The organism is Arthrobacter sp. K4-10C (genome assembly GCF_059090085.1).
Genome location: NZ_JBNHFI010000007.1, coordinates 78,590 through 104,938 on the forward strand (window position 1 = coordinate 78,590; position 26,349 = coordinate 104,938).

The 26,349-nt window shown below is 66.9% G+C and carries 24 protein-coding genes, 2 tRNA genes and 1 riboswitch; of the genes, 24 read left to right on the forward strand and 2 right to left on the reverse strand.

What is annotated here, in order from left to right; all coding sequences use genetic code 11:
• Positions 1-38: 38 nt before the first annotated feature.
• Positions 39-111: transfer RNA gene (locus tag AC5RUU_RS11215), tRNA-Gly, on the reverse strand.
• A 306-nt stretch (positions 112-417) separates the two neighbouring features.
• Between AC5RUU_RS11215 and AC5RUU_RS11220 the strand changes: the two genes are divergently transcribed.
• The 14 genes from AC5RUU_RS11220 to hisF all read left to right on the forward strand — a co-directional run bounded on the left by AC5RUU_RS11220 (position 418) and on the right by hisF (position 11,725).
• Positions 418-492 (forward strand) — tRNA-Val (locus AC5RUU_RS11220).
• A gap of 103 nt (positions 493-595) precedes the next feature.
• On the forward strand, positions 596-1,456 hold the full coding sequence (locus AC5RUU_RS11225) for a cytochrome (protein ID WP_493975285.1): 861 nt from the start codon (positions 596-598) through the stop codon (positions 1,454-1,456).
• Positions 1,457-1,517: 61 nt separating this feature from the next.
• Complete coding sequence (gene def / locus AC5RUU_RS11230; protein ID WP_493975286.1) at positions 1,518-2,120, forward strand: peptide deformylase; 603 nt, start codon at positions 1,518-1,520, stop codon at positions 2,118-2,120.
• Positions 2,117-3,037: a methionyl-tRNA formyltransferase gene (fmt, locus tag AC5RUU_RS11235; protein ID WP_493975287.1), complete on the forward strand. Its 921-nt coding sequence runs from the start codon at positions 2,117-2,119 to the stop codon at positions 3,035-3,037. Before def ends, fmt begins: the two co-directional genes overlap by 4 nt.
• Positions 3,034-4,629 (forward strand): RsmB/NOP family class I SAM-dependent RNA methyltransferase, encoded by a 1,596-nt coding sequence (locus AC5RUU_RS11240; RefSeq protein ID WP_493975288.1) that lies wholly within the window; start codon positions 3,034-3,036, stop codon positions 4,627-4,629. Before fmt ends, AC5RUU_RS11240 begins: the two co-directional genes overlap by 4 nt.
• A gap of 93 nt (positions 4,630-4,722) precedes the next feature.
• A complete protein-coding gene (rpe, locus tag AC5RUU_RS11245) occupies positions 4,723-5,400 on the forward strand; it encodes a ribulose-phosphate 3-epimerase (protein ID WP_493975289.1) in 678 nt (225 codons plus the stop codon).
• 39 nt (positions 5,401-5,439) lie between these two features.
• A riboswitch (FMN riboswitch) is annotated at positions 5,440-5,589 on the forward strand.
• 308 nt (positions 5,590-5,897) lie between these two features.
• Positions 5,898-6,965, forward strand: coding sequence for a bifunctional diaminohydroxyphosphoribosylaminopyrimidine deaminase/5-amino-6-(5-phosphoribosylamino)uracil reductase RibD (ribD, locus tag AC5RUU_RS11250; RefSeq protein WP_493975465.1), 1,068 nt, complete (start codon positions 5,898-5,900; stop codon positions 6,963-6,965).
• A complete protein-coding gene (locus AC5RUU_RS11255) occupies positions 6,965-7,603 on the forward strand; it encodes a riboflavin synthase (protein ID WP_493975290.1) in 639 nt (212 codons plus the stop codon). The genes ribD and AC5RUU_RS11255 overlap by 1 nt, the downstream gene beginning before the upstream one ends.
• A 29-nt stretch (positions 7,604-7,632) precedes the next feature.
• Positions 7,633-8,340 carry a 3,4-dihydroxy-2-butanone-4-phosphate synthase gene (gene ribB, locus AC5RUU_RS11260; RefSeq protein WP_493975291.1) on the forward strand — a complete coding sequence of 236 codons (708 nt, stop codon included), beginning with the start codon at positions 7,633-7,635 and terminating at the stop codon, positions 8,338-8,340.
• A complete protein-coding gene (gene ribA, locus AC5RUU_RS11265; protein WP_493975292.1) occupies positions 8,337-9,068 on the forward strand; it encodes a GTP cyclohydrolase II in 732 nt (243 codons plus the stop codon). Before ribB ends, ribA begins: the two co-directional genes overlap by 4 nt.
• Positions 9,069-9,085: 17 nt before the next feature.
• Positions 9,086-9,574 carry a 6,7-dimethyl-8-ribityllumazine synthase gene (ribH, locus tag AC5RUU_RS11270; RefSeq protein ID WP_493975293.1) on the forward strand — a complete coding sequence of 163 codons (489 nt, stop codon included), beginning with the start codon at positions 9,086-9,088 and terminating at the stop codon, positions 9,572-9,574.
• 102 nt (positions 9,575-9,676) lie between these two features.
• Positions 9,677-9,940 (forward strand): phosphoribosyl-ATP diphosphatase, encoded by a 264-nt coding sequence (locus AC5RUU_RS11275; RefSeq protein ID WP_009358176.1) that lies wholly within the window; start codon positions 9,677-9,679, stop codon positions 9,938-9,940.
• An 88-nt stretch (positions 9,941-10,028) separates the two neighbouring features.
• Positions 10,029-10,889 carry an ATP phosphoribosyltransferase gene (gene hisG / locus AC5RUU_RS11280; RefSeq protein WP_493975294.1) on the forward strand — a complete coding sequence of 287 codons (861 nt, stop codon included), beginning with the start codon at positions 10,029-10,031 and terminating at the stop codon, positions 10,887-10,889.
• Between the two features lie 59 nt (positions 10,890-10,948).
• The gene (gene hisF, locus AC5RUU_RS11285; RefSeq protein ID WP_493975295.1) at positions 10,949-11,725 is read left to right on the forward strand and encodes an imidazole glycerol phosphate synthase subunit HisF; all 777 of its coding nucleotides are present in this window, start codon (positions 10,949-10,951) and stop codon (positions 11,723-11,725) included.
• 81 nt (positions 11,726-11,806) lie between these two features.
• On the opposite strand, the gene AC5RUU_RS11290 is transcribed toward hisF, so the two are convergent.
• Complete coding sequence (locus AC5RUU_RS11290; RefSeq protein ID WP_493975466.1) at positions 11,807-12,451, reverse strand: TIGR03085 family metal-binding protein; 645 nt, start codon at positions 12,449-12,451, stop codon at positions 11,807-11,809.
• Between the two features lie 111 nt (positions 12,452-12,562).
• Here AC5RUU_RS11290 and hisI point away from each other — a divergent pair, with 111 nt between their 5' ends.
• The 10 genes from hisI (at position 12,563) to AC5RUU_RS11340 (ending at position 26,281) form a co-directional block, all read left to right on the forward strand.
• Complete coding sequence (hisI, locus tag AC5RUU_RS11295) at positions 12,563-13,003, forward strand: phosphoribosyl-AMP cyclohydrolase (protein ID WP_493975296.1); 441 nt, start codon at positions 12,563-12,565, stop codon at positions 13,001-13,003.
• 117 nt (positions 13,004-13,120) lie between these two features.
• Positions 13,121-14,683: an anthranilate synthase component I gene (locus tag AC5RUU_RS11300; RefSeq protein WP_493975297.1), complete on the forward strand. Its 1,563-nt coding sequence runs from the start codon at positions 13,121-13,123 to the stop codon at positions 14,681-14,683.
• Entirely contained in the window at positions 14,683-15,318 is a 636-nt protein-coding gene (locus AC5RUU_RS11305) for a Trp biosynthesis-associated membrane protein (protein WP_493975298.1), read from the forward strand. Before AC5RUU_RS11300 ends, AC5RUU_RS11305 begins: the two co-directional genes overlap by 1 nt.
• Before the next feature lie 104 nt (positions 15,319-15,422).
• Positions 15,423-15,710: an HGxxPAAW family protein gene (locus tag AC5RUU_RS11310; RefSeq protein WP_493975299.1), complete on the forward strand. Its 288-nt coding sequence runs from the start codon at positions 15,423-15,425 to the stop codon at positions 15,708-15,710.
• Positions 15,710-16,531, forward strand: coding sequence for an indole-3-glycerol phosphate synthase TrpC (gene trpC / locus AC5RUU_RS11315; protein ID WP_493975300.1), 822 nt, complete (start codon positions 15,710-15,712; stop codon positions 16,529-16,531). Before AC5RUU_RS11310 ends, trpC begins: the two co-directional genes overlap by 1 nt.
• Before the next feature lie 117 nt (positions 16,532-16,648).
• Positions 16,649-17,977, forward strand: coding sequence for a tryptophan synthase subunit beta (gene trpB / locus AC5RUU_RS11320; RefSeq protein ID WP_493975301.1), 1,329 nt, complete (start codon positions 16,649-16,651; stop codon positions 17,975-17,977).
• Between the two features lie 11 nt (positions 17,978-17,988).
• A complete protein-coding gene (gene trpA, locus AC5RUU_RS11325; RefSeq protein ID WP_493975467.1) occupies positions 17,989-18,783 on the forward strand; it encodes a tryptophan synthase subunit alpha in 795 nt (264 codons plus the stop codon).
• Between the two features lie 3 nt (positions 18,784-18,786).
• Positions 18,787-19,953, forward strand: a complete 1,167-nt coding sequence (gene lgt / locus AC5RUU_RS11330; protein WP_493975302.1) for a prolipoprotein diacylglyceryl transferase — start codon at positions 18,787-18,789, stop codon at positions 19,951-19,953.
• A 264-nt stretch (positions 19,954-20,217) separates the two neighbouring features.
• On the forward strand, positions 20,218-24,831 hold the full coding sequence (gene gltB, locus AC5RUU_RS11335; RefSeq protein WP_493975303.1) for a glutamate synthase large subunit: 4,614 nt from the start codon (positions 20,218-20,220) through the stop codon (positions 24,829-24,831).
• Positions 24,824-26,281, forward strand: a complete 1,458-nt coding sequence (locus tag AC5RUU_RS11340; protein WP_493975304.1) for a glutamate synthase subunit beta — start codon at positions 24,824-24,826, stop codon at positions 26,279-26,281. The genes gltB and AC5RUU_RS11340 overlap by 8 nt, the downstream gene beginning before the upstream one ends.
• Positions 26,282-26,349 lie beyond the last annotated feature (68 nt).

Below are 26,349 nucleotides of genomic sequence, written 5' to 3' on the forward strand. Positions count from 1 at the left end.
CTGATTCCGGGGAACCGTTGCTGTGACAGTGTCCTGCGAGCGGACGACGAGATTCGAACTCGCGACATCCACCTTGGCAAGGTGGTGCTCTACCAGCTGAGCTACGTCCGCATTTTGGAGGTGATTCGCTGCCGTTCCCGGCATTTCCTCGCGTTCCAACGAGTAAAAACAATATAGGAGGTTCCGGGATTCTCCAAATCGGAGCCACCGGCGGTGGCGGCAATGTGCCTGCTTCCCTGTAACGGCGCGGAAGTATGCGAGTTACAGCCGTGTAATTCCGCTTCGCCGGCGGGCACGGATTTCTTCCTTGGGTGCAGCTGTCGCCGGGCTGGCGGTGCTCTACTCGAACAATGCGGAACCCCTCAATATGCCGATTTTTGAAATGGCCCGAACGTGGGCTAGCATTCAAATGCATCAGGGCGATTGGCGCAGTGGTAGCGCGCTTCGTTCACACCGAAGAGGTCACTGGTTCGAACCCAGTATCGCCCACCAAAGACTGGTCCGTTTCCGCTCATTGAGCAGGGGAGACGGACCTTTTTTGTGCCCGGACCTGCGCCCGGAGACTTTGTCGGCCCCCTGTGAAAGAGTCTTTTCCATGACTGATCCGCTTCTCGCCCACGCCACTGAATACGGCCGGATGTATGCCCGGTCTACCTCGGAGCAGTTCTCCGTGCCGTCCATCACCACCGTCATCAGCCAGCAGCCGCATGGAATGGACGGGTGGTTTGGATACATGGGTGCCAGCAGCCTCGCCAAAGATCCCCTTCTGGCGGACTGCCTGGGAAGCCCGGCCAAAATCAAGCAGGCCGTTAGCCGGGCGGCCAAGGCTGCCGAGACCTATCGGGACGAGGCCGCCAGGCGCGGGGACCGGGTGCATTACTACTGTGAACAGGTGGCACTCCGGGCGCTCGGCCGTCCCCATGCCATGAAGGAAGCCCGCGAAGCCCTGGCGGCCAACGGCGAGGAGGCGTTCGCTGTCCGCTTTGACGAATGGTGGGAGCTCTTCCGGGTGGAACCCATTGCGCCGGAGATTACGGTGTGGAACCACTCGGTGGGGTACGCCGGAACCCTGGATCTGGTGGCGCGCATCAACGGCCGCGTCTGCCTGATTGACTACAAGACCAAGGGCACCACCCGTGACGGGCTGGTGAAACCCTTGGATGACAAGGTGGTCATGCAGCTCGTGGCCGGGATGAAGGCCGAAGAAAGCCTCGTGGATCCGGTCGCGGGAACCTGGGAGCCCTGGAAGTACGGCGAGAATCCGGTGCTGCTGGCAGTGGCCATCGGCGAAACCGAAGTCCGTCCGGTGCGCGCAAACCCCGAGGTCCTCAAGCACCACTGGTGGAAGTTTTGCGCACTGCGGCGCGTGTGGGAGCTGTCCGCGGACACGATCAGTGCCGGAGCTGCGCTGCTGCCCGTCGCGCCCCCGCCCCTGGTGCCGGCCCGGACCGCTTAGCAGTGGCGACTGCACCTAAACTGGATTGGTCCCTTTGCCGCAATCGTGAGGAAAACAGCGCATGGCTATTCTGAATATCCGCATCATTGGCGACCCCGTGCTGCGCACGGTCGCCGAACCCGTGACGGAATTCGGACCCGAGCTTGCCAAACTGGTCGCGGACATGACCGAAACCATGGAGGACGTGGAGGGCGCAGGCCTCGCGGCGCCGCAGGTGGGCGTGAGCCAGCGCGTCTTCACCTACCGTATTGGCGGCATTGAAGGACACATCATCAACCCCGTGCTTGAGAACAGCGAGGATTATCAGCCGGATGAGGTGGAAGGCTGCCTGTCCATTCCGGGCCTCGGCTTCCCCGTACGCCGTTTCCGGTCCACCCGCGTTACCGGTGTGGACGTCAATGGCAACCCGGTGACCGTCGCTGCCGAAGGGATGCTGGCACGCTGCTTCCAGCACGAGAACGACCACCTGGACGGGATCCTCTATACCGACCGGCTCGAGGGGGAGGACCGCAAGGCAGCCCTGCGTTCCATCCGAAACGCCAACTATGACTCCATCACTGAGCAGACGACGGCGAAGCGCGCCCGGACAGTCGGCTCCAGTTTCGGGGGTTCCAGTTTCGGCGCGCCGGGCTTCGGTGCCGGGGCCTCTGGTACCAAGGGGTGAGGGTCCTTTTTGCGGGGACTCCCGCTGTTGCTGTCCCGTCGCTCAACGCGCTGGTCGAAGCAGGCTTCGACGTTGTTGCTGTCCTTACCCGGCCGGACGCACCTCTCGGCCGGAAGCGTGTGCTCACGCCGTCGCCGGTCGCAGCCCGGGCGGCCGAGCTGGGGATCGAGGTTATTCACGCGGCCCGGATCAACGAAGAAGCGATTGCCAGGATTTCCGCGCTCAGTCCGGATATCGCCGCGATTGTGGCCTACGGCGGGCTGGTTCCTCCTGCTGCACTTGTCATCCCGCGGAACGGGTGGATCAATCTGCACTTCTCGCTTCTTCCTGCCTGGCGCGGCGCTGCGCCTGTACAGCGGGCCGTGATGGCCGGCGACGACATCACCGGCGCCGTGACCTTCCAACTGGAGGAAGGCTTGGATACCGGACCTGTGTTCGGAACCCTGACGGAAACGGTGGGGCCGGGGGACACCGCCGGGGAGCTCCTGGAACGGCTGTCGCACAGCGGCGCCGTGTTGCTCGCCCAAACCCTGGCAGCCATCGATGCCGGCAAGGCCGCCGCTGTCCCGCAGGAGGGTGACGTTTCCCTGGCGCCGAAACTTACGCTGGAGGATGGCCACCTCAACTGGCACCATCCGGCGCTTGCCATCGCCCGGCAGGCCCGCGGCGTTACCCCGGAACCGGGTGCCTGGACGCTCCTGGACGGGCAGCGCGTGAAACTTGAGCCCGTCCGGCTCCGTCCTGACGTGGACGGGTTGGCCCCCGGCGCTGTTTCCCTGCACGGCAAGAAAGTCCTGGTGGGCACAGGATCCCATGCCGTGGAACTGAACCGGATCCAGCCCGCCGGGAAAAAGATGATGTCCGCTGCTGATTGGGCACGCGGCCTGGCTTCACTGGAAGGCGTGGTATTCGAATGAGCGGTTCCGGCGGCAACCCGGGAGGACCCGGGAAAGCAGGAGGACGCGGCAACGCCGGGCACGGTGGCCAGGGCGGGCAGCGGGGCGGCCGCGGCAATGGCGGCCCCCGGGACAACAGCCGGCGCAACGCCCAGGGCCGGGAACGGAACCGCAGCTCCCAGCGGAACTTCACCGAAAACGCTCCGTCCCAGCGCACGCGGCGGGCAGATCCTGCCCGTCTCGTGGCCTTCGAAGTCCTGCGCGCCGTCGCCGCCGAAGACGCCTACGCAAACCTGGTCCTGCCGTCCCGGATCCGCCACCATGGCCTGGACAGGCGCGATGCCGGCTTCGCCACGGAACTCAGCTATGGAGCGCTGCGTGGGCAGGGAACGTACGACGCCATCCTGGCACGGTGCGTGGACCGGCCGCTGGACCAGCTGGAGCCCGCCATCCTCGATGCCCTGCGCATCGGTGCACACCAACTGCTGGCCATGCGGGTACCGGCGCACGCCGCCCTGGACCAGACGGTGGGACTTGCCCGGGCCGTGATCGGTGCGGGACCGTCAACACTCATCAACGCGGTGCTCCGCAAGGTGGCGGCCCGCAGCCTCGACGAATGGCTGGACCTCCTGGTGGACGGCGAAACAGACCAGACCAAGGTCGCCGCACTTCGGCACGCGCATCCCGAATGGATTGTCCGCGCGATGCGCCAGTCCCTCGTCGCGCACGGCCGTTCTGCGGCCGAAATCGACGAACTCCTGGAAGCGGACAACGCCGCGCCCGTCGTCAACCTGGTGGCGCTTCCCGGCCTGGGAAGCCTGGACGAGGCACTGGAGAACGGTGCCACCCCCGGTGAACTGGTGGAAGGGTCAGCCCTGTCGAGCGGCGGAGACCTGGGCCGGCTCACATCAGTCCGCAACGGCACCACCCGTGTCCAGGACGTCGGCTCCCAGCTCGTGGCCCGCGCCATGGCGGCGGTGGACCTCGGCACTGGCAGTGACGGGGCCGGGAACACTGAATCCTGGCTCGACCTGTGTGCCGGCCCCGGAGGCAAAGCAGCCCTGCTGGGTGCCCTTGCCCGGGAACGGGGAGCCACGCTGCTGGCCAATGAGCCGGTCCCGCACCGAGCCAAGCTAGTCAGCCAGGCGCTCTCCGCAGTCCCGCACGACACCTGGCAGGTCCGCACCGGTGACGGCCGCGAGGTCGGCGCGGAGCAGCCTGGCTATTATCACCGGGTTCTGGTGGACGTTCCCTGCAGCGGCCTGGGCGCGCTTCGACGGCGGCCGGAATCCCGCTGGCGCCGGTCGCCCAAGGACTTGACGGATCTGGCACCGCTGCAGCGCGAGCTCCTCGCCTCGGCCCTGGCTGCCGTCCGCCCGGGGGGCGTGGTGGCCTATGTCACCTGCTCTCCGCATCCGGCTGAAACCAAGGCCGTGGTGGCAGATGCACTCCGCAGGCGCGACGACCTTGAGCTCCTCGATGCCGGAGCTGCCTTGGACTCTGTCAGCCTTACCGGAAACCTGGCCGCCGGCCACGAGTCCACGGCGCAGCTCTGGCCGCACGTCCACAGCACCGACGCCATGTTCCTCGCTATCATCCGCAAGAAGGCCTGAACAGGGCGAAGTTCCGGGCCGGCCGGCAACCTGCGGCACAGCCGGGCCTGGAGCTTCCCCGTCCCTCCGGCAGAATCAGTGAAAGGCACCCCCGTGACGCAATGCTGCATCAACCCGAGCATCCTCTCCGCCGACTTCGTCAACCTTGAGGCCGAACTGCAGCGCATCAGCAATGCTGACGCCGTGCACGTGGACGTGATGGACAACCACTTCGTGCCCAACCTGACCATCGGACTGCCTGTGGTGCAGCGGATCCAGGCCGTCAGCCCGGTGCCCCTGGACGCGCACCTGATGATCGCGGACGCCGACCGCTGGGCACCCGGGTTCGCCGACGCCGGCCTGGCATCGGTCACCTTCCATGCCGAAGCGTCCATCGCCCCCGTGAAGCTTGCCCGCGAACTCCGCAGCAGGGGCGCAAAGGCAGGGATGGCCCTGCGGCCTGCCACGCCCGTTGAGCCCTACCTGGACATGCTGTCCGAACTGGACATGCTGCTCATCATGACGGTTGAACCCGGCTTCGGCGGCCAGGCGTTCCTGGACGTCACCCTGCCCAAGATCCGCCGTGCCAGGGCAGCAATCGACGGCTCGGGCGTCGGCGTGGCAATCCAGGTTGACGGCGGAATCACTGAGGAGACCATCACCCGCGCTGCGGAAGCCGGTGCCAACGTCTTCGTGGCGGGCTCAGCCGTCTACGGCGCCGACAATCCGGCGGCGGCCATCGACAGGCTGCGGCAGCAAGGCGCGCGGACGTTACGCGCAGCGACGGAATAACAGGGACCCCCGTCCTGTTGTGGCACAATAGCAACACACATACGTGCTCCGGGGTCGGTGTAAGTCCGAACCGGCGGTGACAGTCCGCGACCCGCGAGCCGGTGCTTCTCCCACGGGAAGCCCGGCGGACGGTTGAACCGGTGGAATTCCGGTACCGACAGTTAAAGTCTGGATGAGAGAAGCACGTACAGCTGTATCTGCTGGGCCACCTGGCCCCGCGGCGTTCTGCTGTCGTATACCCCCGGAGCCATCGCGGTTCGAAAGGGAAGGAACGACGCAGGAATGAACCCCGTGCGATGGCTCTTAGATGATGCCGAAACTGCTGCTGCTCCAACAGCGGCCACCACTGCCGCAGCGGTGACCGGATGACGGTCAGCAATCCGCCCGCCACCGCGCCCAGGGCCGCCCCTTCGGCCGCCATCCTTGCCGCGGGACACCCGGACCTCCGTCCGGCCGGTGGAATTGTCACAGCCTTCAGCCCCGCCGAAACCTCTGCCATGGAGGCTGCGCTTGAAGCAGCCCTGCGTGGCCCGAGGGGCGCGAACCCGCTGGTGGGCGCCGTCGTCGTCGGTCCTGACGGGCGCCCGCTTGTCACTGGATTCCACCGTGGCGCCGGCACTGCCCACGCCGAGGCCGATGCGATTGCCCAGGCCAGGGAGGCCGGCGTCGATTTGGCCGGCTGCACCATGGTGGTCACGCTGGAGCCCTGCAACCACGTGGGCCGCACCGGCCCCTGCACCGAGGCGATCATCGCCGCCGGCATCACGGACGTGGTGTACGCCGTGGACGATCCCCACGACCCCGCAGCAGGCGGGGCAGCCACCCTTCGCACCGCGGGCGTCCGCGTCCGCAGCGGACTCGGTGCAGCGGAATCGCTGGACCTGAACCGGCAGTGGTTCGAGGCAGTTGCCGCAAAGCGGCCCTTCGTCACGCTTCACATCGCGCAGACCCTCGACGGCCGCATCGCCGCCGAGGACGGCACCAGCCAATGGATCTCCAGTCCCGAATCCCTGGCCGACAACCACGCGATCCGCAGCCGGATCGACGCCATCCTGGTGGGCACCCAGACGGTGCTGGTGGACAATCCCAGGCTGACTGCCCGCGACCCGCAGGGAACACCGGCGGCGAAGCAGCCGGTGCGGGCCGTCATGGGGCTGCGGGACATTCCGGATGGGGCAGCCATCCGCGGCGAGGACGGCCTGGCCGTACACCTTCCCACGCGGGACGCCGGCGAGGCGCTGTCCCTCCTGTATGCCTCCGGTGCCCGGCATGTGATGGTGGAGGGCGGCTCGCGCATCCTCAGTGCGTTCCTCACGGCGGGGCTCGTTGACGAACTCATCGTGTATCTGGCCCCCACCTTGCTGGGGTCCGGAACGCCCGCCCTCAATGGACTGGGAATCACCAGCCTTCCCGACGCCCAGCAGTGGGAATGGGACCCGGCCGACGGCGGCGCGGTGCGCACCCTGGGCCGGGACCTTCGACTTCATTTAAGACCGCAACGAATTGTTGCCCTTGATCCACAACCGTCCCGCCACAGCGCGGAGCAAGCCCAGGGAGGCCACTGATGTTTACCGGAATTATTGCCGAACAGGGGCACGTACTGTCCGTGGCCCGGCAGGGCGACACCAGCGCCACCATCCGGCTCCACGCGCCCGGCACCACCGAGGGCCTGGCCCTCGGCGGCTCCATCGCCGTCAACGGCGTATGCCTCACTGCCACCGAAATTAACGGCAAGGAGTTCAGCGTGGACGTTATGGGTGAGACTCTGGTTCGCAGCACCACGGGTGAGCTGGCCCCGGGCGACTCCGTCAACCTTGAACGGTGCGTCCCTGCCGGCGGCAGGCTCGACGGCCACGTGGTGCAGGGCCACGTGGATGGCGTGGGCGTGCTCCTGGAGCGCGAGCCGCTTGGCAACTGGGAACGGCTGCGTTTCGGGGTGCCGGCGAACCTTGCCCGCTACATTGCGGAAAAGGGTTCCATTGCCATCGACGGCGTGTCACTAACCGTCACGGCCGTGAGTGACGCAGCGGAACAGGAGCCGTGGTTCGAAGTGGGGCTCATCCCCACGACGCTGGCCGAGACCGGGCTGGGTACCAAGCGCACCGGCAGCCGCGTCAACTTGGAGGTGGACGTCCTCGCCAAGTACACCGAGCGCCTGCTCGCCTTCCGCGATTCCTCCGCAGCCGCCGGCGGTGCACGATGAACGCGGCACTCCGGTTGGAACCGGAAACCATGGCACCGCACTCACCCGGCGTTGCCGCAGGGGGACCGGACCGGGTGCTGGATTCCATCGACGTGGCCGTCCGCGCCATGGCAGCCGGGAAACCGGTCCTGGTGGTGGACAACGAGGACCGCGAAAACGAAGGCGACATCATCTTCGCGGCCCAGCACGCCACTCCCGCGCTGATGGGCTGGACCATCCGGTACAGCTCGGGCGTCATCTGCGTCCCGCTGTCCGGCGAACGTGCCGACGCCCTCGCGTTGCCTCCGATGGTGGCAGTCAATGAGGACTCCAAAGGCACGGCCTACACCGTTTCCTGTGACGCCGCCGTCGGCGTCAGCACCGGAATTTCCGCCACGGACCGCGCCCTGACCGCCCGCGTCCTGGCTGACCCGCAGGCGGGGCCGGCGTCCGTCACCCGGCCCGGGCATATTTTCCCGCTCCGGGCAGTTGACGGAGGCGTGCGGGAACGCCCCGGCCACACCGAGGCCGCGGTGGACCTGTGCCGCCTGGCAGGCCTCGCACCCGTGGGCGTCATCGCGGAAGTGGTGTACGACGACGGGGAGATGATGCGCCTGGACGGGCTCCGGGCGTTTGCGGCGGAGCACGGCTGCCCCCTGATCTCCATTGAAGATCTGGTGGCCTACCTTGAAACCGGTGCGGGGGGCGCTCCGGTTCACGGCGTACCGGCACCGGCCGGGGAAAAGGAGAAACCATGACGGCTTCTGCAGCCAGCAACGGCAGCCACCAGGATGGCCACCACAGCGAACGGACCGGCAGTGGCGTGGTGCCCCATCCGGTCAGCGGCGGCCCCATCGTGCAACTGCCCACGGCCTTCGGGGACTTCGTGGCCCAGGCCTGGACCGACCTGGTCACCGGAGTTGAACACCTGGCCGTCAGTTCCCCCAACCCGCCCCTTGACGGCAAGGCCCCATTGGTCCGGCTGCACTCCGAATGCCTCACCGGCGACGTTTTCGGCTCCTACCGCTGCGATTGCGGCGAGCAGCTCGCGTACGCCCTGGAACTGATCCACGAGCAGGGCGGAACCCTGCTGTACCTCCGGGGACAGGAAGGCCGCGGCATCGGACTGGCGAACAAGATCAAGGCCTACGCACTGCAGGAGGCAGGGTTCGACACCGTCGAAGCCAACGAGCAGCTGGGCCTGCCCGTGGATGCCCGTTCCTACAATGCTGCCGCGCAGGTCCTTGCGGAAATGGGCCTGCACGAGGTCCGCCTGCTGAGCAACAACCCTGACAAGCAGAACAGGCTGGCCCGGGCCGGAGTGAAGGTGGTGGAAATGGTTCCCACCGAGGTACCCTCCCGCGACCAGAACATCCGTTACCTGCAAACCAAGAAGGACCGGATGGAGCACCGCCTCCTCCTGGACAACCACGTGGCCCCCGTGCCCGTCACTACCCCGAACACCTTCACCCACGAACAAGACTGAACGGAAACAACGTACCCATGAGCGGACACGGCGCCCCCGATATCGACCTCACCACCCTCAACCCGGCAGAAACCTCGCAGCTGCGGCTGGCCATCGTGGCAGCCAGCTGGCATACCCAGATCATGGACGGACTCCTCGACGGGGCCCTGCGCGCCGCCAAGGACGCCGGCATCGGCGATCCCACCGTCCTGCGCGTGCCCGGCAGTTTTGAGCTCCCGGTTGCTGCCGCCCGGCTGGCGCCGCACTTCGACGCCGTGGTGGCGCTCGGCGTCGTGATCCGCGGCGGTACGCCCCATTTCGACTATGTGTGCCAGGCCGCGACGTCGGGACTGACCGATGTCAGCGTGAGCACCGGCGTGCCGGTGGGCTTCGGCGTCCTCACCTGCGACACCGAACAGCAGGGCCTGGACCGTGCGGGCCTGCCGGGATCGAAGGAAGACAAAGGCCACGAGGCTGTGACCGCGGCGCTGGCCACGGCCGTCGTCCTCAAGCAGTACCGCAGCTAGCTGCTCCCGCGATGACGGGCGCGTGTGTATTAGCTCACATGGCGCCCGTCATGCTACGGCCCGGGAGGCGACCTTCGGGCCGCACCAAGTAGGCTGGAGGGCGTGAAGAATTTCGAGACGCTGTTCGCTGAGCTCAGCGAGAAGGCAGCCACCCGCCCGGAGGGCTCCCGCACCGTCGCTGAGTTGGAGTCCGGTGTTCACGGCATCGGCAAGAAAGTCGTTGAGGAAGCAGCCGAAGTATGGATGGCTGCCGAATATGAATCCGACGAAGCCGCGGCCGAGGAAATCTCCCAGCTGCTGTACCACCTGCAGGTCCTGATGCTCGCCAAAGGCCTGACCCTGGAAGACGTCTACAAGCATCTGTAGCCACCGGTCCGGCGCGCGTCCTGCCGCCGTGCCCGCTGTGGCCTGCATTGCCTGAACACTTAGACCTCCCAATCCAGAAAGATTTCCCATGCTGCGAGTAGCCGTCCCCAACAAGGGATCCCTGTCCGAAGCCGCCTCCGCCATGTTGTCCGAGGCCGGATACCGCCAGCGCCGCGACACCCGTGAGCTGGTCATGGTGGACCCGGACAACGACATCGAATTCTTCTTCCTCCGCCCCCGCGACATCGCGGTCTACGTGGGACAGGGAACGCTTGACGTCGGCATCACCGGCCGGGACCTCCTGCTGGACGCCGAGGTGGAAGCCGAAGAACTGCTTCCCCTGGGATTCGCGGCGTCCACCTTCCGCTTCGCCGGGCCGGTAGGCGACTTTGCCTCCGCCGAAGAACTTGAGGGCAAGCGCCTGGCCACCAGCTACGACGGACTGCTCCGCGGCTACCTTGCCGAACGCGGCATCAACGCCAAGGTGGTCCGGCTGGACGGCGCCGTGGAGTCCTCCGTCCGCCTCGGCGTGGCCGATGCCATCGCCGATGTGGTGGAAACCGGCAACACACTCAAAGCCGCCGGAATGGAAATCTTCGGCGAACCCATCCTGAAGTCCGAGGCCGTCCTGATCCGCCGTACGGGCGAGGGCGGCGCCGCCAATGGCACCGCCAGGGAAATCGACATCCTCATCCGGCGTCTGCAGGGCGTCCTCGTGGCCCGGCAGTACGTCCTCATGGACTACGACATCCGCAAGGAGCTCGTGGAAAAGGCTGCTGCCCTGACCCCAGGCCTGGAATCACCCACCGTGTCCCCGCTGCGTGACTCGGACTGGGTTGCCGTCCGGTCCATGGTGCCCAAGAAGGAAACCAACCGGATCATGGACGAGCTGTACGACCTCGGCGCCCGCGCCATCCTGGTCAGCAGCATCCACGCCTGCCGCATCTGAGCCCTCCCACCCGAAGCATCAACTGCAGCAGGTCCACCAAAGATTTCCAGGAGCTTTCCATGGCAGTAGCAGTACGCGTCATTCCCTGCCTCGACGTCGACGCCGGGCGCGTCGTCAAAGGCGTCAACTTCGAGGGCCTCCGCGACGCCGGCGACCCCGTGGAACTGGCCCACCGCTACGACAATGCCGGTGCCGACGAACTGACGTTCCTTGACGTCACCGCCTCATCCGGAAACCGCGAAACCACCTTCGACGTGGTGCGCCGCACCGCGGAGGAAGTGTTCATTCCCCTGTGCGTGGGCGGCGGTGTCCGTGGCGTGGCCGAGGTGGATAAGCTCTTGCGCTTCGGCGCGGACAAGGCTGCCATCAACACCGCTGCCGTCGCGCGCCCGGACGTCATTGACGAAATCACCCGGCACTTCGGCTCCCAGGTGCTCGTCCTGTCCGTGGACGCCCGCCGCACCCGCCCGGGATCCCTGCCCACGCCGTCGGGCTTCGAAGTGACCACCCACGGCGGCCGCACCGGTACGGGCATCGACGCCATCGAATGGGCAAAGGAAGCTGCCGACCGGGGCGTGGGGGAGATCCTGCTCAACTCCATTGACGCGGACGGCACCAAGAACGGCTTCGACCTGGAAATGATCCGCGCTGTCCGCGCCGCCGTGAAGGTTCCGCTCATCGCTTCCGGCGGCGCCGGGGAACCCGCGCACTTCCCGCCGGCTGTCGCAGCGGGTGCAGACGCCGTTCTGGCGGCCTCGATCTTCCACTGGGGCCCCAACGACATGATGCACCAGGTCAAGGACGCCATCAGGGCGGCAGGCTTCGAAGTCCGCTGATCATGTTCCAACCCAACTGAGTCGCACTTGATGTCGTTTAGAGCGCCCATAACGACATCAGCTGCTACTCAGATGGGAGGGTCAGAGCCCTACTTCGGCGGACTGGAGAAGCGCGACGGCGTCCGGCTGGCCCTCGAAGGTGACCAGGGCATGGCGCGTGCGGCCGTGGGCGTGCATCAGCAGTTCTCCCGGCTCGCCGACGATGGCCACGGAAACAGGGGCTCGCCTGGCAACATGGCGGGGACCGGACGGTCGAACCAGGACGATCCCCAGGTCCACGCCGCGGTAGAGGATGGCGGCCCGCTTGACGAGTTCATCCCAGAGGGCCTCCGAGTAGGCCTCGTCCAGGGCCCGAGGTGCCCAGCGGTCAACGGCCCGGCGGACATCCTCGGTGTGCACAAAGTACTCGATGAGGTTGGAGCTTTCGTCCAGTGCCTTGATGTTCATCGGCGAGAGGGCCGGCGGGCCTGCGCGGAAGGCGTTTACCAGTCCGGCGTAGTCCTCGGCGGTGGCCAGTTTAGCTGCGAGCTTGGCCGTGGCCTTGTCCGAGGCTTTGGCCAGGCGCTTGATGACCAGGCCCAGCCCTACGGCGGCCTTGCGCTCGCGCAGGTAAAGGTGCGCGGCGAGATCCCTGGTACGCCAGCCCTTGCACAGCGTGGGCGCATCAGGACCGGCCGCAAGCAGGGTCTCGGCCAGGACTTCTCGGGACGGTTCGACGAAATGCATCACTTGGAAAACTAGCACGACCGGCGCGAACTTGGGCAGCGTGCCTGCCGCTGCTGGCGTGCCGTTGTTCACATCCGGACCGGCACTGCCGGAGGCACTAGACTTGACCTGATGTCTGAGCAGCCCGCCCCCGTCCTCACCTCCGGTTCCGCCGTGCCCGGAAGCCCCGCCGCCGCTGAAACAGGCCCCTCCGCAGGGCCACTCCCTTCGGAGCTGAGCGCAGCCCTCAAGCGGGACAGCGCCGGCCTGGTGGCCGCCGTGGTGCAGCAGTACGACACCAATGAGGTCCTGATGCTCGGATGGATGGACGATGAGGCCCTCCACCGCACCATGACCACGGGCCGTGTCACCTTCTACTCGCGGTCCCGCCAGGAGTACTGGCGCAAGGGTGACACGTCCGGGCACGTCCAGTGGGTCAAGTCCGTCGCAATGGATTGCGACGGCGACGCACTGTTGGTGCGCGTGGACCAGGTGGGTGCCGCGTGCCACACAGGCACCCGGACCTGCTTCGACGGCAGGGAACTGAACGTCACCACGGCGCAGGCGGTCTGAACCGCACCAGCGGCCACACCTGCTTCGCTGTTGTATAGCGGCAGCCCCGGCCCGCTGCAGGAAATTTAGGCGTCCGGCGCTGCCGGCCCTCACGAGAACAGGCGGAAAAGCATAGCCATGCAGGACCTTGGAACCATCAGCCCGAGCCTGGAGGAGTTCCGGGAACTCGCCGGCCACAGCCGCGTCATTCCCGTCAGGCTCAAGGTGCTCGCGGACGCCGAGACACCCATCGGCCTGTACCGCAAACTGGCCCAAGGCCAGCCCGGCACGTTCCTGATGGAATCCGCGGCGGTGGGCGGTGCCTGGTCCCGCTACTCGTTTATCGGCGCAAGGTCACGGGCCACGCTGACAACCAGGGACGGCAACGCACACTGGCTCGGGGAACCACCCGCAGGTGTGCCGGTGGATGGCAGCCCGGTGGATGCCATCCGCGACACCATCGAAGCCCTGCGGACTGACAGGTTCGAAGGGCTCCCGCCCTTTACGTCCGGCCTGGTGGGCTTCCTGGGCTGGGAAACCGTCCGGCACTGGGAGCGGCTGGTGAGCCCTCCCGAGGATGACCTTCACTTGCCTGAGATGGCCCTGAACCTGGTGACGGACATGGCGGTCCACGACAACGTGGACGGTACGGTGCTGCTCATCGCCAACGCCATCAACTTCGACAACAGCTCCGAACGCGTCGACGAGGCGTGGTACGACGCCGTGGCCCGGGTCAAGGCACTTCTCGCCAAAGTCAGCACCCCCGTGGCACAGCCGGTCTCGGTGCTCGCTCCGGCCGCCGTGGACTTTGCCTCCAGCGTCCAGGAGCGCTGGGACGAAAACGACTACCTTGCGGCCCTGGACCGCGGCAAGGAAGCTATCGTCGACGGCGAGGTGTTCCAGGTGGTCATCTCCCGCCGGTTCGAAATGGAGTGCCAGGCCTCCGCGCTGGACGTATACCGGGTCCTGCGCAACACCAACCCCAGCCCCTACATGTACATCTTCAGCCTCGAGGACGCGGACGGCCGGGAGTACTCCATTGTCGGCTCGTCACCCGAAGCCCTCGTTACCGTTACCGGCGGGGAAGTCATCACGCACCCCATCGCCGGATCCCGCCCACGTGGCAAAACGGTGGAAGCGGACAAAGCCCTCGCCGAGGAACTACTGGCCGACCAGAAGGAACGCGCCGAGCACCTGATGCTCGTGGACTTGTCCCGCAACGACCTGTCCAAGGTCTGTGTGGCAGGAACCGTGGACGTCACCCAGTTCATGGAGGTGGAGCGCTTTAGCCACATCATGCACCTGGTGTCCACCGTCGTGGGCCAGTTGGCGCCGCAGGCCAAGGCCTACGACGTCCTGAAGGCCACCTTCCCGGCCGGCACCTTGTCCGGCGCCCCGAAGCCCAGGGCACTGCGCCTGCTCGATGAGCTGGAACCGCATCGCCGTGGCATTTATGGCGGCGTGGTGGGCTACCTTGATTTCGCCGGCGACATGGACATGGCCATCGCCATCCGGTCAGCCCTGCTCCGGGACGGCCGGGCTTACGTCCAGGCCGGCGGCGGCATCGTTGCGGACTCGGTGAACCCCACCGAAGCGCTCGAAACAGTGAACAAGGCCGCCGCACCGCTCCGCGCGGTCCACACGGCCGGCTCCCTGCAGAACATCTCCGCAGATTCCCTTCCCGGCGGGACGGACGCCTGATGCCCGAACCGGGAACGGAAGCCGGGCAGGCGGGGGTAAGAAGGTCTGCCCCCGCCTGGGCACGGAAGTCCACGCTGGTGCTGCTCATTGCCGTCCTCGCGCTGGCCGTCTTCGGTACCACTACCCAGACCTGGATGTCAGTGACCCTGGACCCCAGCCAGGTGGGCCAGGCCGGCGCCGCGCGGGAGCCGCTGGAGGTCCAGGGCAGCGATGCAGCCACTACCGTGACGGCCCTTGCCCTGGTGGCGCTGGCCGGGGGACTGGCGGCAGCCATCGCGGGCAGGATCGCGCGGTGGATCATCACCGCCATCATCGTCCTTGCCTCCGCAGGCATTGTCGCCGCTGCCGCGACGGTCCTGGCCGACCCCCTGGCAGCCGCCCAGGGAGCCATCGCTGCCGCAACCGGTGTCAGTGGCAGCCAGGCGCAGGTGGCCGTGACTGTCTTCCCCATGCTCGCCGTCGCCGCCGGCTGCCTGCTGGCCCTGGCTGCCCTGCTCATCATTCCCGCGGGCCGGCACTGGAAGGCGCGGACGAAATATGACCTGCCGGGAGCGGCGGGCAGCGCGGCAACAGCGGGGCCCGTTGACGAAATCGACAGCTGGGACCGGCTCTCGCGGGGAGACGACCCCACCTGACCGGCAAACCGCTGCAGCCGGTGACGGCGTGCGGCCGGCCGATAACAGGTCATCGGTCAAAAAATGGCAGAATGTAAGCAGTATTCATCCTGAGGAGATTTTCCATGAGCAAAGCACCTGCGTCCGTTTCCCAGTCCGGCACCCGCACGGTAGCCCCCGGCGCCATCGACCACAGCCAGGAACTCGGCCACGGCAACAGCCCCGCCGCCTGGACCTGTGTCATCGTCATGCTCGTCGGTGCACTCATCGCATCGATCGCGTTTGTCATTGCCAGCACCCCCATTTTCATCGCAGGCGCCGGCGTAATGGTGCTCGGCCTGATCCTCGGCTTCATCATGCGCAAGGCAGGCTACGGCGTCGAAGGCAGCAAGCTGAAGAACTCCGGCCACTGATGGCAACTGTTCTCGACGACATCAACGCCGGTGTCCGGGAGGACATGGAGGCCAGGAAGCGCCTTGTTTCCCTGGCTGAACTGAAGGACCTGGCCCAGGGCGCGGCACCGGCGCGTGACGCCTGGGCAGCACTCGGCGGGACCTCCGCGGCCCGTGATGAGCTAAAGGTCATTGCGGAAATCAAGCGGCGGAGCCCCTCCAAAGGAGACCTCGCCAGCATCGGCGATCCTGCGTCGCTGGCCAGGCAGTATGCCGACGGCGGGGCTTCCGTCATAAGCGTCCTCACCGAGCAGCGCCGCTTCAACGGGTCCCTGGCGGACCTGGATGCCGTCCGCGCCGCCGTCGACATCCCGCTGCTGCGCAAGGACTTCACGCTCGACGAATACCAGATCTGGGAAGCACGCGCCCACGGCGCTGACCTCATCCTGCTCATCGTGGCCGCGCTCTCCGATGCCCAGCTCAGCGATTTCAGCGCGCTCAGCGCCGAACTCGGCATGAACGTGCTGGTGGAAACGCACACCGAAGAGGAAATTGAAAGGGCCGCCGCGGCTGACGCCCGCATCATCGGCGTGAACGTGCGCAACCTCAAGACCCTCGACGTCGACCGTTCCCTGTTCGCTTCGCTCGCCGGACGCATTCCGGCAGGGGCACTGGTCGTGGCGGAATCCGGCGTGCGCGACGTCGGGGACGTGACGCACTACGCCGCCAGCGGTGCCAACGCCGTGCTGGTGGGGGAGGCGCTGGTGAGCCACTCCACTCCCCGCGAGCGGATCGCGGAGTTCATGGCGGCCGGCGGGGCCGCCATCGCCGCGCGCGGCTGACGGCCGCGCTGTCCGTCACGCGGCCGCGAGGCTGCGGGGACAGCAACAGTGCCCGGCACTTACCGGCCCAGGCCGGACCATACTTTTATCCGATCAACTTCGAACAGGACGGGACTGATGGCCGACGCACCCTCAGGAAACGCTGACAACAAGGCCGCGGACGCATTCCTGCAGGGCGGCTCCCTCCGGCACGCCCCGGGGCCGTACTTCGGCAGCTACGGCGGACGCTGGATGCCCGAGTCCCTTATCGCAGCCCTGGACGAACTCGAGGAAACCTTCGACAAGGCCAGGAACGATCCTGAATTCCGGGACCAGATCGCGGACCTGAACAAGAACTACTCCGGCCGTCCCTCGCTGTTGACCGAAGCCAAGCGTTTCTCCGAGCATGCCGGGGGAGTGCGCGTATTCCTCAAGCGCGAGGACCTCAACCACACCGGATCCCACAAGATCAACAACGTGCTCGGCCAGGCGCTGCTCGCCAAGCGCATGGGCAAAACCCGCGTCATCGCCGAAACCGGTGCCGGCCAGCATGGCGTGGCCAGCGCCACCGCCGCAGCCCTCATGGGGCTCGAGTGCGTGGTGTACATGGGCGCGGAGGACTGCCGCCGCCAGGCGCTGAACGTGGCCCGGATGGAACTGCTTGGCGCCAAGGTCATCCCGGTCACCAGCGGCTCGCAGACCCTGAAGGACGCCATCAACGAGGCCCTCCGGGACTGGGTGGCGAACGTCCACAACACCCACTACCTCCTGGGTACCGCTGCCGGGGCGCACCCGTTTCCCGCCATGGTGCGCTACTTCCACGAGGTCATCGGCGAGGAGGCCCGCGCGCAGATCCTGGAGCAGGAAGGCCGCCTTCCGGACGCAGTCTGCGCCTGCATCGGTGGCGGGTCCAACGCCATCGGCATCTTCCACGGCTTCTTGGATGACCCCGACGTGAAGATCTACGGCTTCGAAGCCGGCGGCGACGGCGTGGACACCGGACGCCACGCCGCCACCATCACCCTGGGCAAGCCGGGCGTCCTGCACGGCGCGCGATCCTACCTGATGCAGGACGACGACGGGCAGACCATTGAGTCGCACTCCATTTCCGCGGGGCTCGATTATCCCGGTGTGGGCCCGGAGCACTCCTACCTGGCCGACATCGGAAGGGTGAGCTACGAGCCCATCACGGACAGAGAGGCCATGGAGGCCTTCAGGCTGCTGTGCCGTACCGAAGGCATCATTCCCGCCATCGAGTCTTCGCACGCCCTGGCCGGCGCCATCAAGGTGGGTCAGCGGCTCGCCGCCGAAGCTGCCGCCGGCGGCGGGACGGCGCGGGACAAGATCGTGATCGTGAACCTTTCCGGACGCGGTGACAAGGACGTCGCCACCGCCGCCGAATGGTTCAACCTGTTGGACAAGGACTCCGCGGAATCGGAGATCGGCAAAGAGGGGGAACAGCTGTGAGCACCGCACAGATGACCAGCAAGTCGGCGGCGGCCATTGACAAGGCGCGCTCCGAAGGCCGGGCCGCGCTCATCGGCTACCTGCCCGCCGGTTACCCGAGCGTGGAGGAGAGCATTGCCGCCGGCATCGCCCTGGCGGAGAACGGTGCCGACCTCATCGAGATCGGCATCCCGTACTCCGACCCCGTGATGGACGGCCAGGTCATCCAGGCCGCTACCACCCAGGCGCTGGCCAACGGCTTCTCCGTCCGCCAGGTGTTCGACGTGGTTGCCGGCATCACCAGCAAGACGGACGCCGCCGTGCTGGTGATGACCTACTGGAACCCCGTGGTGCGGATGGGCGTGGACGAGTTCTCCCGCCGCCTGGCCGAGGCCGGGGGAGCCGGGCTCATCACCCCCGACCTCATTCCCGACGAAGCGAGTGAATGGATGGCGGCCTCGGACAAGTACGGACTGGACCGGGTGTTCCTGGTCGCGCCATCGTCCACTGCCGAACGCATGCAGCGGACCGTCGAGGCGAGCCGGGGTTTTGTCTACGCCGTCTCCATCATGGGCGTTACCGGTGCGCGTTCCTCGGTGAGCGCTGCGGCCAAGGATGTCGTGGCCGCGGCGCACGCCGCCGGAGCTGAGCGTGTCTGCGTCGGCCTGGGCGTATCCAACGCCGGGCAGGTCCGCGAAATCGCCGCCTACGCCGAGGGCGTCATTGTGGGCACCGCCCTGGTGTCCGCACTGGGCGACGGCGGCGTGGACGCCGTCGGAGCACTCGCCAAGGAGCTCAGCTCCGGTCTGGCCAGGGAAGAAGCCTAAACGATGCAGACCCTCCTTCAGGCAGCAGCCCTGGCGCCCGCGCTGGTGCCCGCCAGCATCCCCAGCCCGGACTGGTCCGGATTCGACATCCCCCTGCCCTGGGGAACACTGCGCATCCACGCCTACGCCCTGTGCATCCTGGCCGGTATCGTGGTGGGCCTCTGGCTGACCTCGGTCCGCTGGGCCAGGCGCGGCGCACCTGAAGGAAGCGTCTGGGACATCGTGGTGTGGGCCATCCCGTTCGGCATCATCGGCGGCCGCCTGTATCACGTGTTCTCCTCGCCTGACGCCTACTTCGGCCCTGGCTTCGACGGTACCGGCGACCTCTCGCTGATCCCGCAGATTCAGCGGGGCGGCCTGGGAATCTGGGGCGCCGTGGTACTCGGCGTCGTGGGCGCCTGGATCGGCTGCCGCCGCAGCGGCGTCAAGCTCAGCGCTTTCCTCGACGCTGCCGCGCCGGGCCTCCTGCTGGCCCAGGCCGTGGGCCGCTGGGGCAACTGGTTCAACCAGGAACTCTTCGGCGGGCCCACCACGCTTCCGTGGGGCCTGCAGATCGACGCGGACAACGCGAACTTCCCGGCTGGGGTGCCCGCCGGCACCCTGTTCCACCCGACGTTCCTGTACGAATCCCTGTGGAACCTGGCCGGCGTCGCGCTGCTGCTCGCGCTGGACCGGAGGTTCAACTTCCGCCGCAGCCGGCTGTTCTGGCTGTACGCCATGTATTACACCCTTGGCCGGGTGTGGATTGAGGCGATGCGGATCGACGAGGCGGAACAGATTTCCCTGTTCGGTATCACCACCAGGCTCAATGTCTGGACCAGTATCTTCGTCTTTGTGACCGCGCTGGTGATTTTCATCCTGCTGGGCAGGAAGGCCCGCCCGGAGCCCGACACCGTCTATCTCCCGGGCCGGGAGCCCGCACAAACGGCGGAAATCGGCGAGACGAAAGACGGCGGCAGTCAAGTCCGTGATACGGACCCGGTTGTCTCAGATAGTGAAGCGCGTGATAATCTCCCTGATAACCAAAGCGGTTCCAGGCCCGCTTCCGACCCCACGGAAGAGGCCGCGGCGGCACCGGCCGGCTCCAAGCCCGGCACGGATGCAACGGCTACCGGACACTCCGGGAGCACAGCCACAGGAACCGCCCCGGAGGCCGGCACCAGCAAGTAATCCGCCGGCCGTGCAGGGCAGCAGAGCCACCGCTCGGAGCTCCCGAAAACCACAACGTCGTGGCATGGGGCCTCGCCCGGGCAGCATAGAGCTGCTGCCGGACGAAGCCCTGGGCAGGGGCCTGCGTAACCGTTAGTCCAGCAGGCCGGGCTGACCTACAATTTCCAATAACTAACACTTTGCTGTGCCCATCATCTGCGGCGCCGACGAGTGGGGCCAATGGTGTCCCTTCCATACGCACGATCAGGAGGAAGGACGTCTCCCATGACCCAAACTCTGCACACTCCCAGCTGGTCCGAACCGGATCAGCCTGAGACTGCCACGTCGCCGTTCAAGCGCTTCGCAGCCCTGCCGGAGGCCGCCGGCCTCTACAACCCTGAGCAGGAGAAGGACGCGTGCGGCCTTGCGATCATCGCAACGCTGCGCGGAGAGCCCGGATACGACATTGTCGACGCCGCACTCACCGCCCTGCGCAACCTCGAGCACCGCGGTGCCGTGGGCGCCGACGAGGGCACGGGTGACGGCGCCGGCCTCCTGATGCAGATCCCGGACGAGTTCTTCCGCGCGGTCACCGACTTCGAACTTCCCGCGGCCGGCCAGTACGTGGCCGGCACAGCGTTCCTGCCCGCAGAACAGCGCGAAGCCGATGCAGCGAAAGCCGGCATCGAGGGCCTCGCCGGCGACGAGGGACTGAAGGTCCTCGGCTGGCGCGAGGTGCCCGTCGTCGCCGACCTGGTGGGTGCCATGGCGCGCGCCTGCATGCCCTACTTCTCCCAGCCCTTCCTGGCGTCCGCCACGGGCGAGGAGTTGGACCGAAACGAACTCGACTCCCGCGCATGGCGAATCCGCAAACGCGCCCAGAACAAGTTCGGCGTGTACTTCCCGTCCCTGTCCTCGCGCACCATCGTCTACAAGGGCATGCTCACCACCGCCCAGCTGGAGCCCTTCTACCCGGACCTGTCGGACAAGCGCTTCAAGACCAAGCTGGCCATCGTCCACTCGCGCTTCTCCACCAACACGTTCCCCTCGTGGCCGCTGGCGCAGCCGTTCCGCACCATCGCGCACAACGGCGAAATCAACACAGTCAAGGGCAACCGCAACTGGATGCGCGCACGCCAGTCCCAGCTCGCCAACCCGCTGCTGGGCGATGCGCCCGAAGAGCTGTACCCCATCTGCACGCCCGGCGCCTCAGACTCCGCCTCCTTCGACGAGGTGGCGGAACTCCTGTGGCTGTCCGGACGGCCCATCACGCACGCGATCATGATGATGATCCCGGAGGCCTGGGAAAACCACGCCACTATGGATCCGGCCCGCCGCGCGTTCTACGAGTACCACTCGCTGCTGATGGAACCGTGGGACGGCCCAGCCGCCGTCTCGTTCACCGACGGCAAACTGGTGGGTGCCACCCTGGACCGCAACGGCCTGCGCCCGGGCCGCTTCTGGATCACCGAGGACGGCCTGATCGTCTTCGCTTCCGAGGTGGGCGTCATCGACGTCGAGCCCTCCAAGGTGGTCAAGAAGGGACGCGTCTCGCCCGGCAAGATGTTCCTGGTGGATACCGAAGCCGGCCGCATCATCGACGACGAAGAGGTCAAGGCGGAGGTCGCCGCGGCCAACCCGTGGGCGGACTGGGTCAAGGACAACCTGATCGACCTCAACGAGCTTCCCGAGCGCGAGCACGTGGTCCACACCGCCGCGTCGGTGAACATCCGCCAGCGCACCTTCGGCTACACCACCGAGGAACTGAAGATCCTGCTCGGCCCGATGGCCCGAACCGGCGCCGAGCCGCTTGGCGCCATGGGTTCCGACACCCCGGTTGCCGTGTTGTCCAAGCGCCCCCGCCTGCTCTTTGACTACTTCGTGCAGTCCTTCGCCCAGGTCACCAACCCGCCGCTGGACGCCATCCGCGAAGAGCTGGTCACGTCGCTGACCTGCGCCATCGGACCCAACGGCAACCTGCTGGACACCAAGCAGGTCCGCCAGCCCCAGGTCCAGCTGCCGTTCCCGGTGATCAACAACGACCAGCTCGCGAAGATCGCCAATATCGAGGACGCCGACGGCAACCGCGTCGCGATGAAGGTCCGCGGCCTGTACCGCCCCGAAGGCGGCGAAACCGCCCTGCGCGCCCGGCTCACCGAGATCTGCGAGCAGGTTTCCGGCGCCATCAACCGCGGCGTCCAGTACATCGTGCTCTCGGACCGTGACTCTAACGCGCAGTGGGCACCCATCCCGTCGCTGCTGCTGGTCAGCGCGGTGCACCACCACCTGCTCCGCAGCGCCAACCGCACCAAGACCGCCCTGGTGGTCGAGGCGGGCGACGTCCGCGAAACGCACCACGTGGCCGTCCTCATCGGCTACGGCGCCTCCGCCGTCAACCCGTACCTGGCCATGGAATCCGTGGAGCAGCTGATCGCCGCGGGCGATGTCACGGGCGTGACCCCGCAGGACGGCGTCTACAACCTGATCAAGGGCCTGGGCAAGGGCGTCCTGAAGATTATGTCCAAGATGGGCATCTCCACGGTCGCGTCCTACACCGGCGCGCAGACCTTCGAGGCACTCGGCCTCGGCCAGGAACTGGTGGACGAATTCTTCGCCGGCACCCACTCCCAGCTGGGCGGCGTCGGCCTGGACGTCATCGCGGCCGAGGTCTCGGCCCGCCACCAGATGGCGTACCCCGAGGGCGGCATCGAGCAGCCCCACCGCCCGCTGCTGGGCGGCGGAGAGTACCAGTGGCGCCGCGACGGCGAACCGCACCTGTTCAACCCGGAGACGGTCTTCCGGCTGCAGCACGCCACCCGGGAACGCCGCTACGACATCTTCAAGGCTTACACCAGGGGCGTGGACGACCAGTCCACCAACCTGATGACCCTGCGCGGCCTGCTCAAGTTCAAGAACGAGCGTCCCCCCGTTCCGCTCGAGGAAGTGGAGCCCGTCTCCAGCATCGTCAAGCGGTTCTCCACCGGCGCGATGAGCTACGGCTCAATCTCCAAGGAAGCGCACGAGACGCTGGCAATCGCCATGAACCGGCTGGGCGGCAAGTCCAACACCGGTGAAGGCGGCGAGGATGTCGACCGCCTGCTGGACCCCGAGCGCCGTTCCGCGGTGAAGCAGATCGCGTCCGGCCGTTTCGGCGTGACCAGCCTGTACCTGACCAACGCCGACGACATCCAGATCAAGATGGCCCAGGGCGCCAAGCCCGGCGAAGGCGGCCAGCTGATGGCGCAGAAGGTCTACCCGTGGGTGGCCCGTACCCGCCACTCCACGCCGGGCGTCGGACTGATCTCCCCGCCCCCGCACCACGACATCTACTCCATCGAGGACCTGGCGCAGCTCATCTACGATGCCAAGCGCGCCAACCCCTCGGCCCGGGTGCACGTCAAGCTGGTGTCGGAAGTCGGGATCGGCACCGTGGCGTCCGGCGTGACCAAGGCGAAGGCCGACGTCGTACTTGTCTCCGGCCATGACGGCGGAACCGGGGCCTCGCCGCTGAACTCGCTCAAGCACGCTGGTGTCCCGTGGGAGCTCGGCCTCGCCGAGACGCAGCAGACCCTGATGCTCAACGGCCTGCGCGACCGCGTTGTGGTGCAGGTTGACGGGCAGCTGAAGACCGGCCGCGACGTTGTGATCGCTGCCCTGCTGGGCGGTGAGGAGTTCGGCTTCGCCACCGCGCCGCTGGTGGTCGAGGGCTGCATCATGATGCGTGTCTGCCACCTGGACACCTGCCCGGTTGGCGTCGCAACGCAGAACCCGGAGCTCCGGGCCCGCTTCAGCGGCAAGCCCGAGTTTGTGGTCAACTTCTTCGAGTTCCTTGCCGAGGAAGTCCGCGAAATCCTGGCCGAGCTGGGCTTCCGTAGCCTGGAAGAGGCCATCGGCCACGCCGAAGTCCTGGACACACGGGACGCCGTCGACCACTGGAAGGCCGACGGCCTGGACCTGGACCCGATCCTGCACGGGCTCGAGTTCGACGACGACGCTCCGCTGCGCAACATGACCGGCCAGAACCACGAGCTGGACAAGCACTTCGACCAGCGCCTCATCACCATGTCCACCGAGGCACTGACCGACCGCAGCCCGGTCAAGATCACCGTGGACGTCATCAACACGGACCGCTCCGTGGGCACCATGCTGGGCCACGTCGTCACCAAGACCTTCGGTACCGACGTGCTCGCCACAGACACCATCGACGTTACCCTCCACGGCACGGCCGGGCAGTCCCTGGGCGCATTCCTGCCTGCGGGTATCACGCTGCGGCTGTACGGCGACTCGAACGACTACGTAGGCAAGGGCCTGTCCGGCGGCCGGATTATCGTCCGCCCGGACCGCACCAACGTGTTCAAGGCGGAGACTAACGTCATTGCCGGCAACGTCATCGGTTACGGCGCCACCAGCGGTGAGCTGTTCCTGCGCGGCCAGGTTGGCGAACGCTTCCTGGTCCGCAACTCCGGTGCCACCGCCGTCGTCGAAGGCATCGGCGACCACGGCTGCGAGTACATGACCGGCGGCCAGACGCTGATCATCGGACGCACCGGCCGCAACTTCGGCGCCGGGATGTCCGGCGGCACCGCCTTCGTGCTGGACCTGGACGCCGCCCGGGTCAACAAGGAAGCCTTGCAGTCCGGCGAACTCCAGCTCCGTGAGCTGGATGCGGAGGACCGCGACATCGTGCACGGCCTGCTGGTCAAGCACGTGGAAGAAACTGACTCCCAGCTGGCTGCGCGCCTCCTCGAGAACTTCGACGACACCGCAGCCCGCATTACCAAGGTACTGCCGCGCGACTACGCGGCCGTGCTGCAAACCCGTCTCGACGCCATCGAAGAGGGCCTCGACCCCGACGGCGAAGAAGTATGGTCTCGAATCCTGGAGGTGACCGGTGGCTGATCCACGCGGATTTCTGAAAGTACGCCAGCGTGAAACCCAGCCACGCCGTCCCGTTCCCGTCCGCATCATGGACTGGAAGGAAGTCTACGAAGCCCAGGAAAAGGGTGTCCTCAAAAGCCAGGCCGGCCGCTGCATGGACTGCGGCATCCCGTTCTGCCACCAGGGCTGCCCCTTGGGGAACCTGATTCCCGAGTGGAACGACCTCATGTGGCGGGACAAGGGCGAGGAAGCGATCGAGCGCCTGCACGCCACGAACAACTTCCCCGAGTTCACCGGCCGGCTTTGCCCCGCCCCCTGCGAAGCGTCCTGCGTGCTGGGGATCAACCAGCCTGCGGTCACCATCAAGCAGGTTGAGGTCTCCATCATCGACGAAGCGTTCGATAACGGCTGGGTCCACCCGCTGCCTCCCGCACGCCTGACCGGGAAGACCGTTGCCGTCGTCGGCTCCGGCCCCGCCGGCCTGGCTGTCGCCCAGCAGCTCACCCGCGTTGGCCACACGGTTGCCGTGTACGAGCGCGATGACAAGATCGGCGGCCTGCTGCGGTACGGCATCCCCGACTTCAAGATGGAAAAGGAGCAGGTGGACCGCCGCGTCGAGCAGATGAAGGCGGAAGGCACCCGGTTCCGGACCGGCGTCGCCGTCGGCACCGACGTGACGTGGGAACAGCTGCGCCGCCGCTACGACGCCGTGGTGGTCTGCACCGGCGCCACCGTTCCGCGCGACCTGCCCATCCCGGGCCGCGACCTTGACGGCATCCACTTCGCCATGGACTACCTGGTTCCGGCCAACCGTGCTGTGGCGGGGGAGACGATCGAAAACCAGATCCACGCGCAGGGCAAGCACGTTGTGATCCTCGGTGGCGGCGACACCGGTGCGGACTGCCTTGGCACGGCGCACCGGCACGGTGCCGCGTCCGTGACCACGCTGGCCATCGGCAAGCAGCCGCCGGCCGAGCGTGCCAGCCACCAGCCGTGGCCGACGTTCCCCACCCTGTTCGAGGTGGCCAGCGCCCACGAGGAAGGCGGTGAGCGCACATACCTCGCCTCCACCGTCGAATTCGTCGGCGAGGACGGTAAGCTGACCGGCGTCAAGGTGGCGGAGACCGAATTCGTTGACGGCAAGCGCCTGCCCAAGGCCGGCACGGAACGCATCATCCCCGCGGACCTGGTGTTCCTGTCCCTGGGCTTCACGGGCGCCGAGCCGGCGGGCATCACCGAACAGGTGAAAGCGGAATTCGACGGCCGCGGCAATGTGGCGCGCGACGGCTACTACATGACCAACACCGAGGGTGTCTTCGTGGCCGGTGACGCCGGCCGCGGGCAGTCCCTGATCGTGTGGGCCATCGCCGAGGGACGCGCCGCGGCTGCTGCCGTGGACAAGTACCTGATGGGAAGCACCATCCTTCCCGCACCCGTTGCGCCCACGGACCGCGCCATCGCCGTCCTGTAGCGCTGCACGGGGGCACAAGTTCACCCCCGCGACAACTTAACCAATGCAAGTGACCAATAGGGTAGGTA

Coding starts and splice junctions, on each gene's coding strand:
- def (WP_493975286.1), top strand. CDS start 1,518: ATGGCTATTCTGAATATCCGCATCATTGGCGACCCCGTGCTGCGCACG.
- AC5RUU_RS11310 (WP_493975299.1), top strand. CDS start 15,423: ATGAGCAAAGCACCTGCGTCCGTTTCCCAGTCCGGCACCCGCACGGTA.
- hisG (WP_493975294.1), top strand. CDS start 10,029: ATGCTGCGAGTAGCCGTCCCCAACAAGGGATCCCTGTCCGAAGCCGCC.
- AC5RUU_RS11225 (WP_493975285.1), top strand. CDS start 596: ATGACTGATCCGCTTCTCGCCCACGCCACTGAATACGGCCGGATGTAT.
- gltB (WP_493975303.1), top strand. CDS start 20,218: ATGACCCAAACTCTGCACACTCCCAGCTGGTCCGAACCGGATCAGCCT.
- ribD (WP_493975465.1), top strand. CDS start 5,898: ATGGAGGCTGCGCTTGAAGCAGCCCTGCGTGGCCCGAGGGGCGCGAAC.
- ribH (WP_493975293.1), top strand. CDS start 9,086: ATGAGCGGACACGGCGCCCCCGATATCGACCTCACCACCCTCAACCCG.
- AC5RUU_RS11305 (WP_493975298.1), top strand. CDS start 14,683: ATGCCCGAACCGGGAACGGAAGCCGGGCAGGCGGGGGTAAGAAGGTCT.
- AC5RUU_RS11240 (WP_493975288.1), top strand. CDS start 3,034: ATGAGCGGTTCCGGCGGCAACCCGGGAGGACCCGGGAAAGCAGGAGGA.
- lgt (WP_493975302.1), top strand. CDS start 18,787: ATGCAGACCCTCCTTCAGGCAGCAGCCCTGGCGCCCGCGCTGGTGCCC.
- AC5RUU_RS11255 (WP_493975290.1), top strand. CDS start 6,965: ATGTTTACCGGAATTATTGCCGAACAGGGGCACGTACTGTCCGTGGCC.
- hisI (WP_493975296.1), top strand. CDS start 12,563: ATGTCTGAGCAGCCCGCCCCCGTCCTCACCTCCGGTTCCGCCGTGCCC.
- trpA (WP_493975467.1), top strand. CDS start 17,989: ATGACCAGCAAGTCGGCGGCGGCCATTGACAAGGCGCGCTCCGAAGGC.
- AC5RUU_RS11300 (WP_493975297.1), top strand. CDS start 13,121: ATGCAGGACCTTGGAACCATCAGCCCGAGCCTGGAGGAGTTCCGGGAA.
- trpB (WP_493975301.1), top strand. CDS start 16,649: ATGGCCGACGCACCCTCAGGAAACGCTGACAACAAGGCCGCGGACGCA.
- ribB (WP_493975291.1), top strand. CDS start 7,633: ATGGCACCGCACTCACCCGGCGTTGCCGCAGGGGGACCGGACCGGGTG.
- AC5RUU_RS11290 (WP_493975466.1), bottom strand. CDS start 12,451: ATGCATTTCGTCGAACCGTCCCGAGAAGTCCTGGCCGAGACCCTGCTT.
- trpC (WP_493975300.1), top strand. CDS start 15,710: ATGGCAACTGTTCTCGACGACATCAACGCCGGTGTCCGGGAGGACATG.
- hisF (WP_493975295.1), top strand. CDS start 10,949: ATGGCAGTAGCAGTACGCGTCATTCCCTGCCTCGACGTCGACGCCGGG.
- ribA (WP_493975292.1), top strand. CDS start 8,337: ATGACGGCTTCTGCAGCCAGCAACGGCAGCCACCAGGATGGCCACCAC.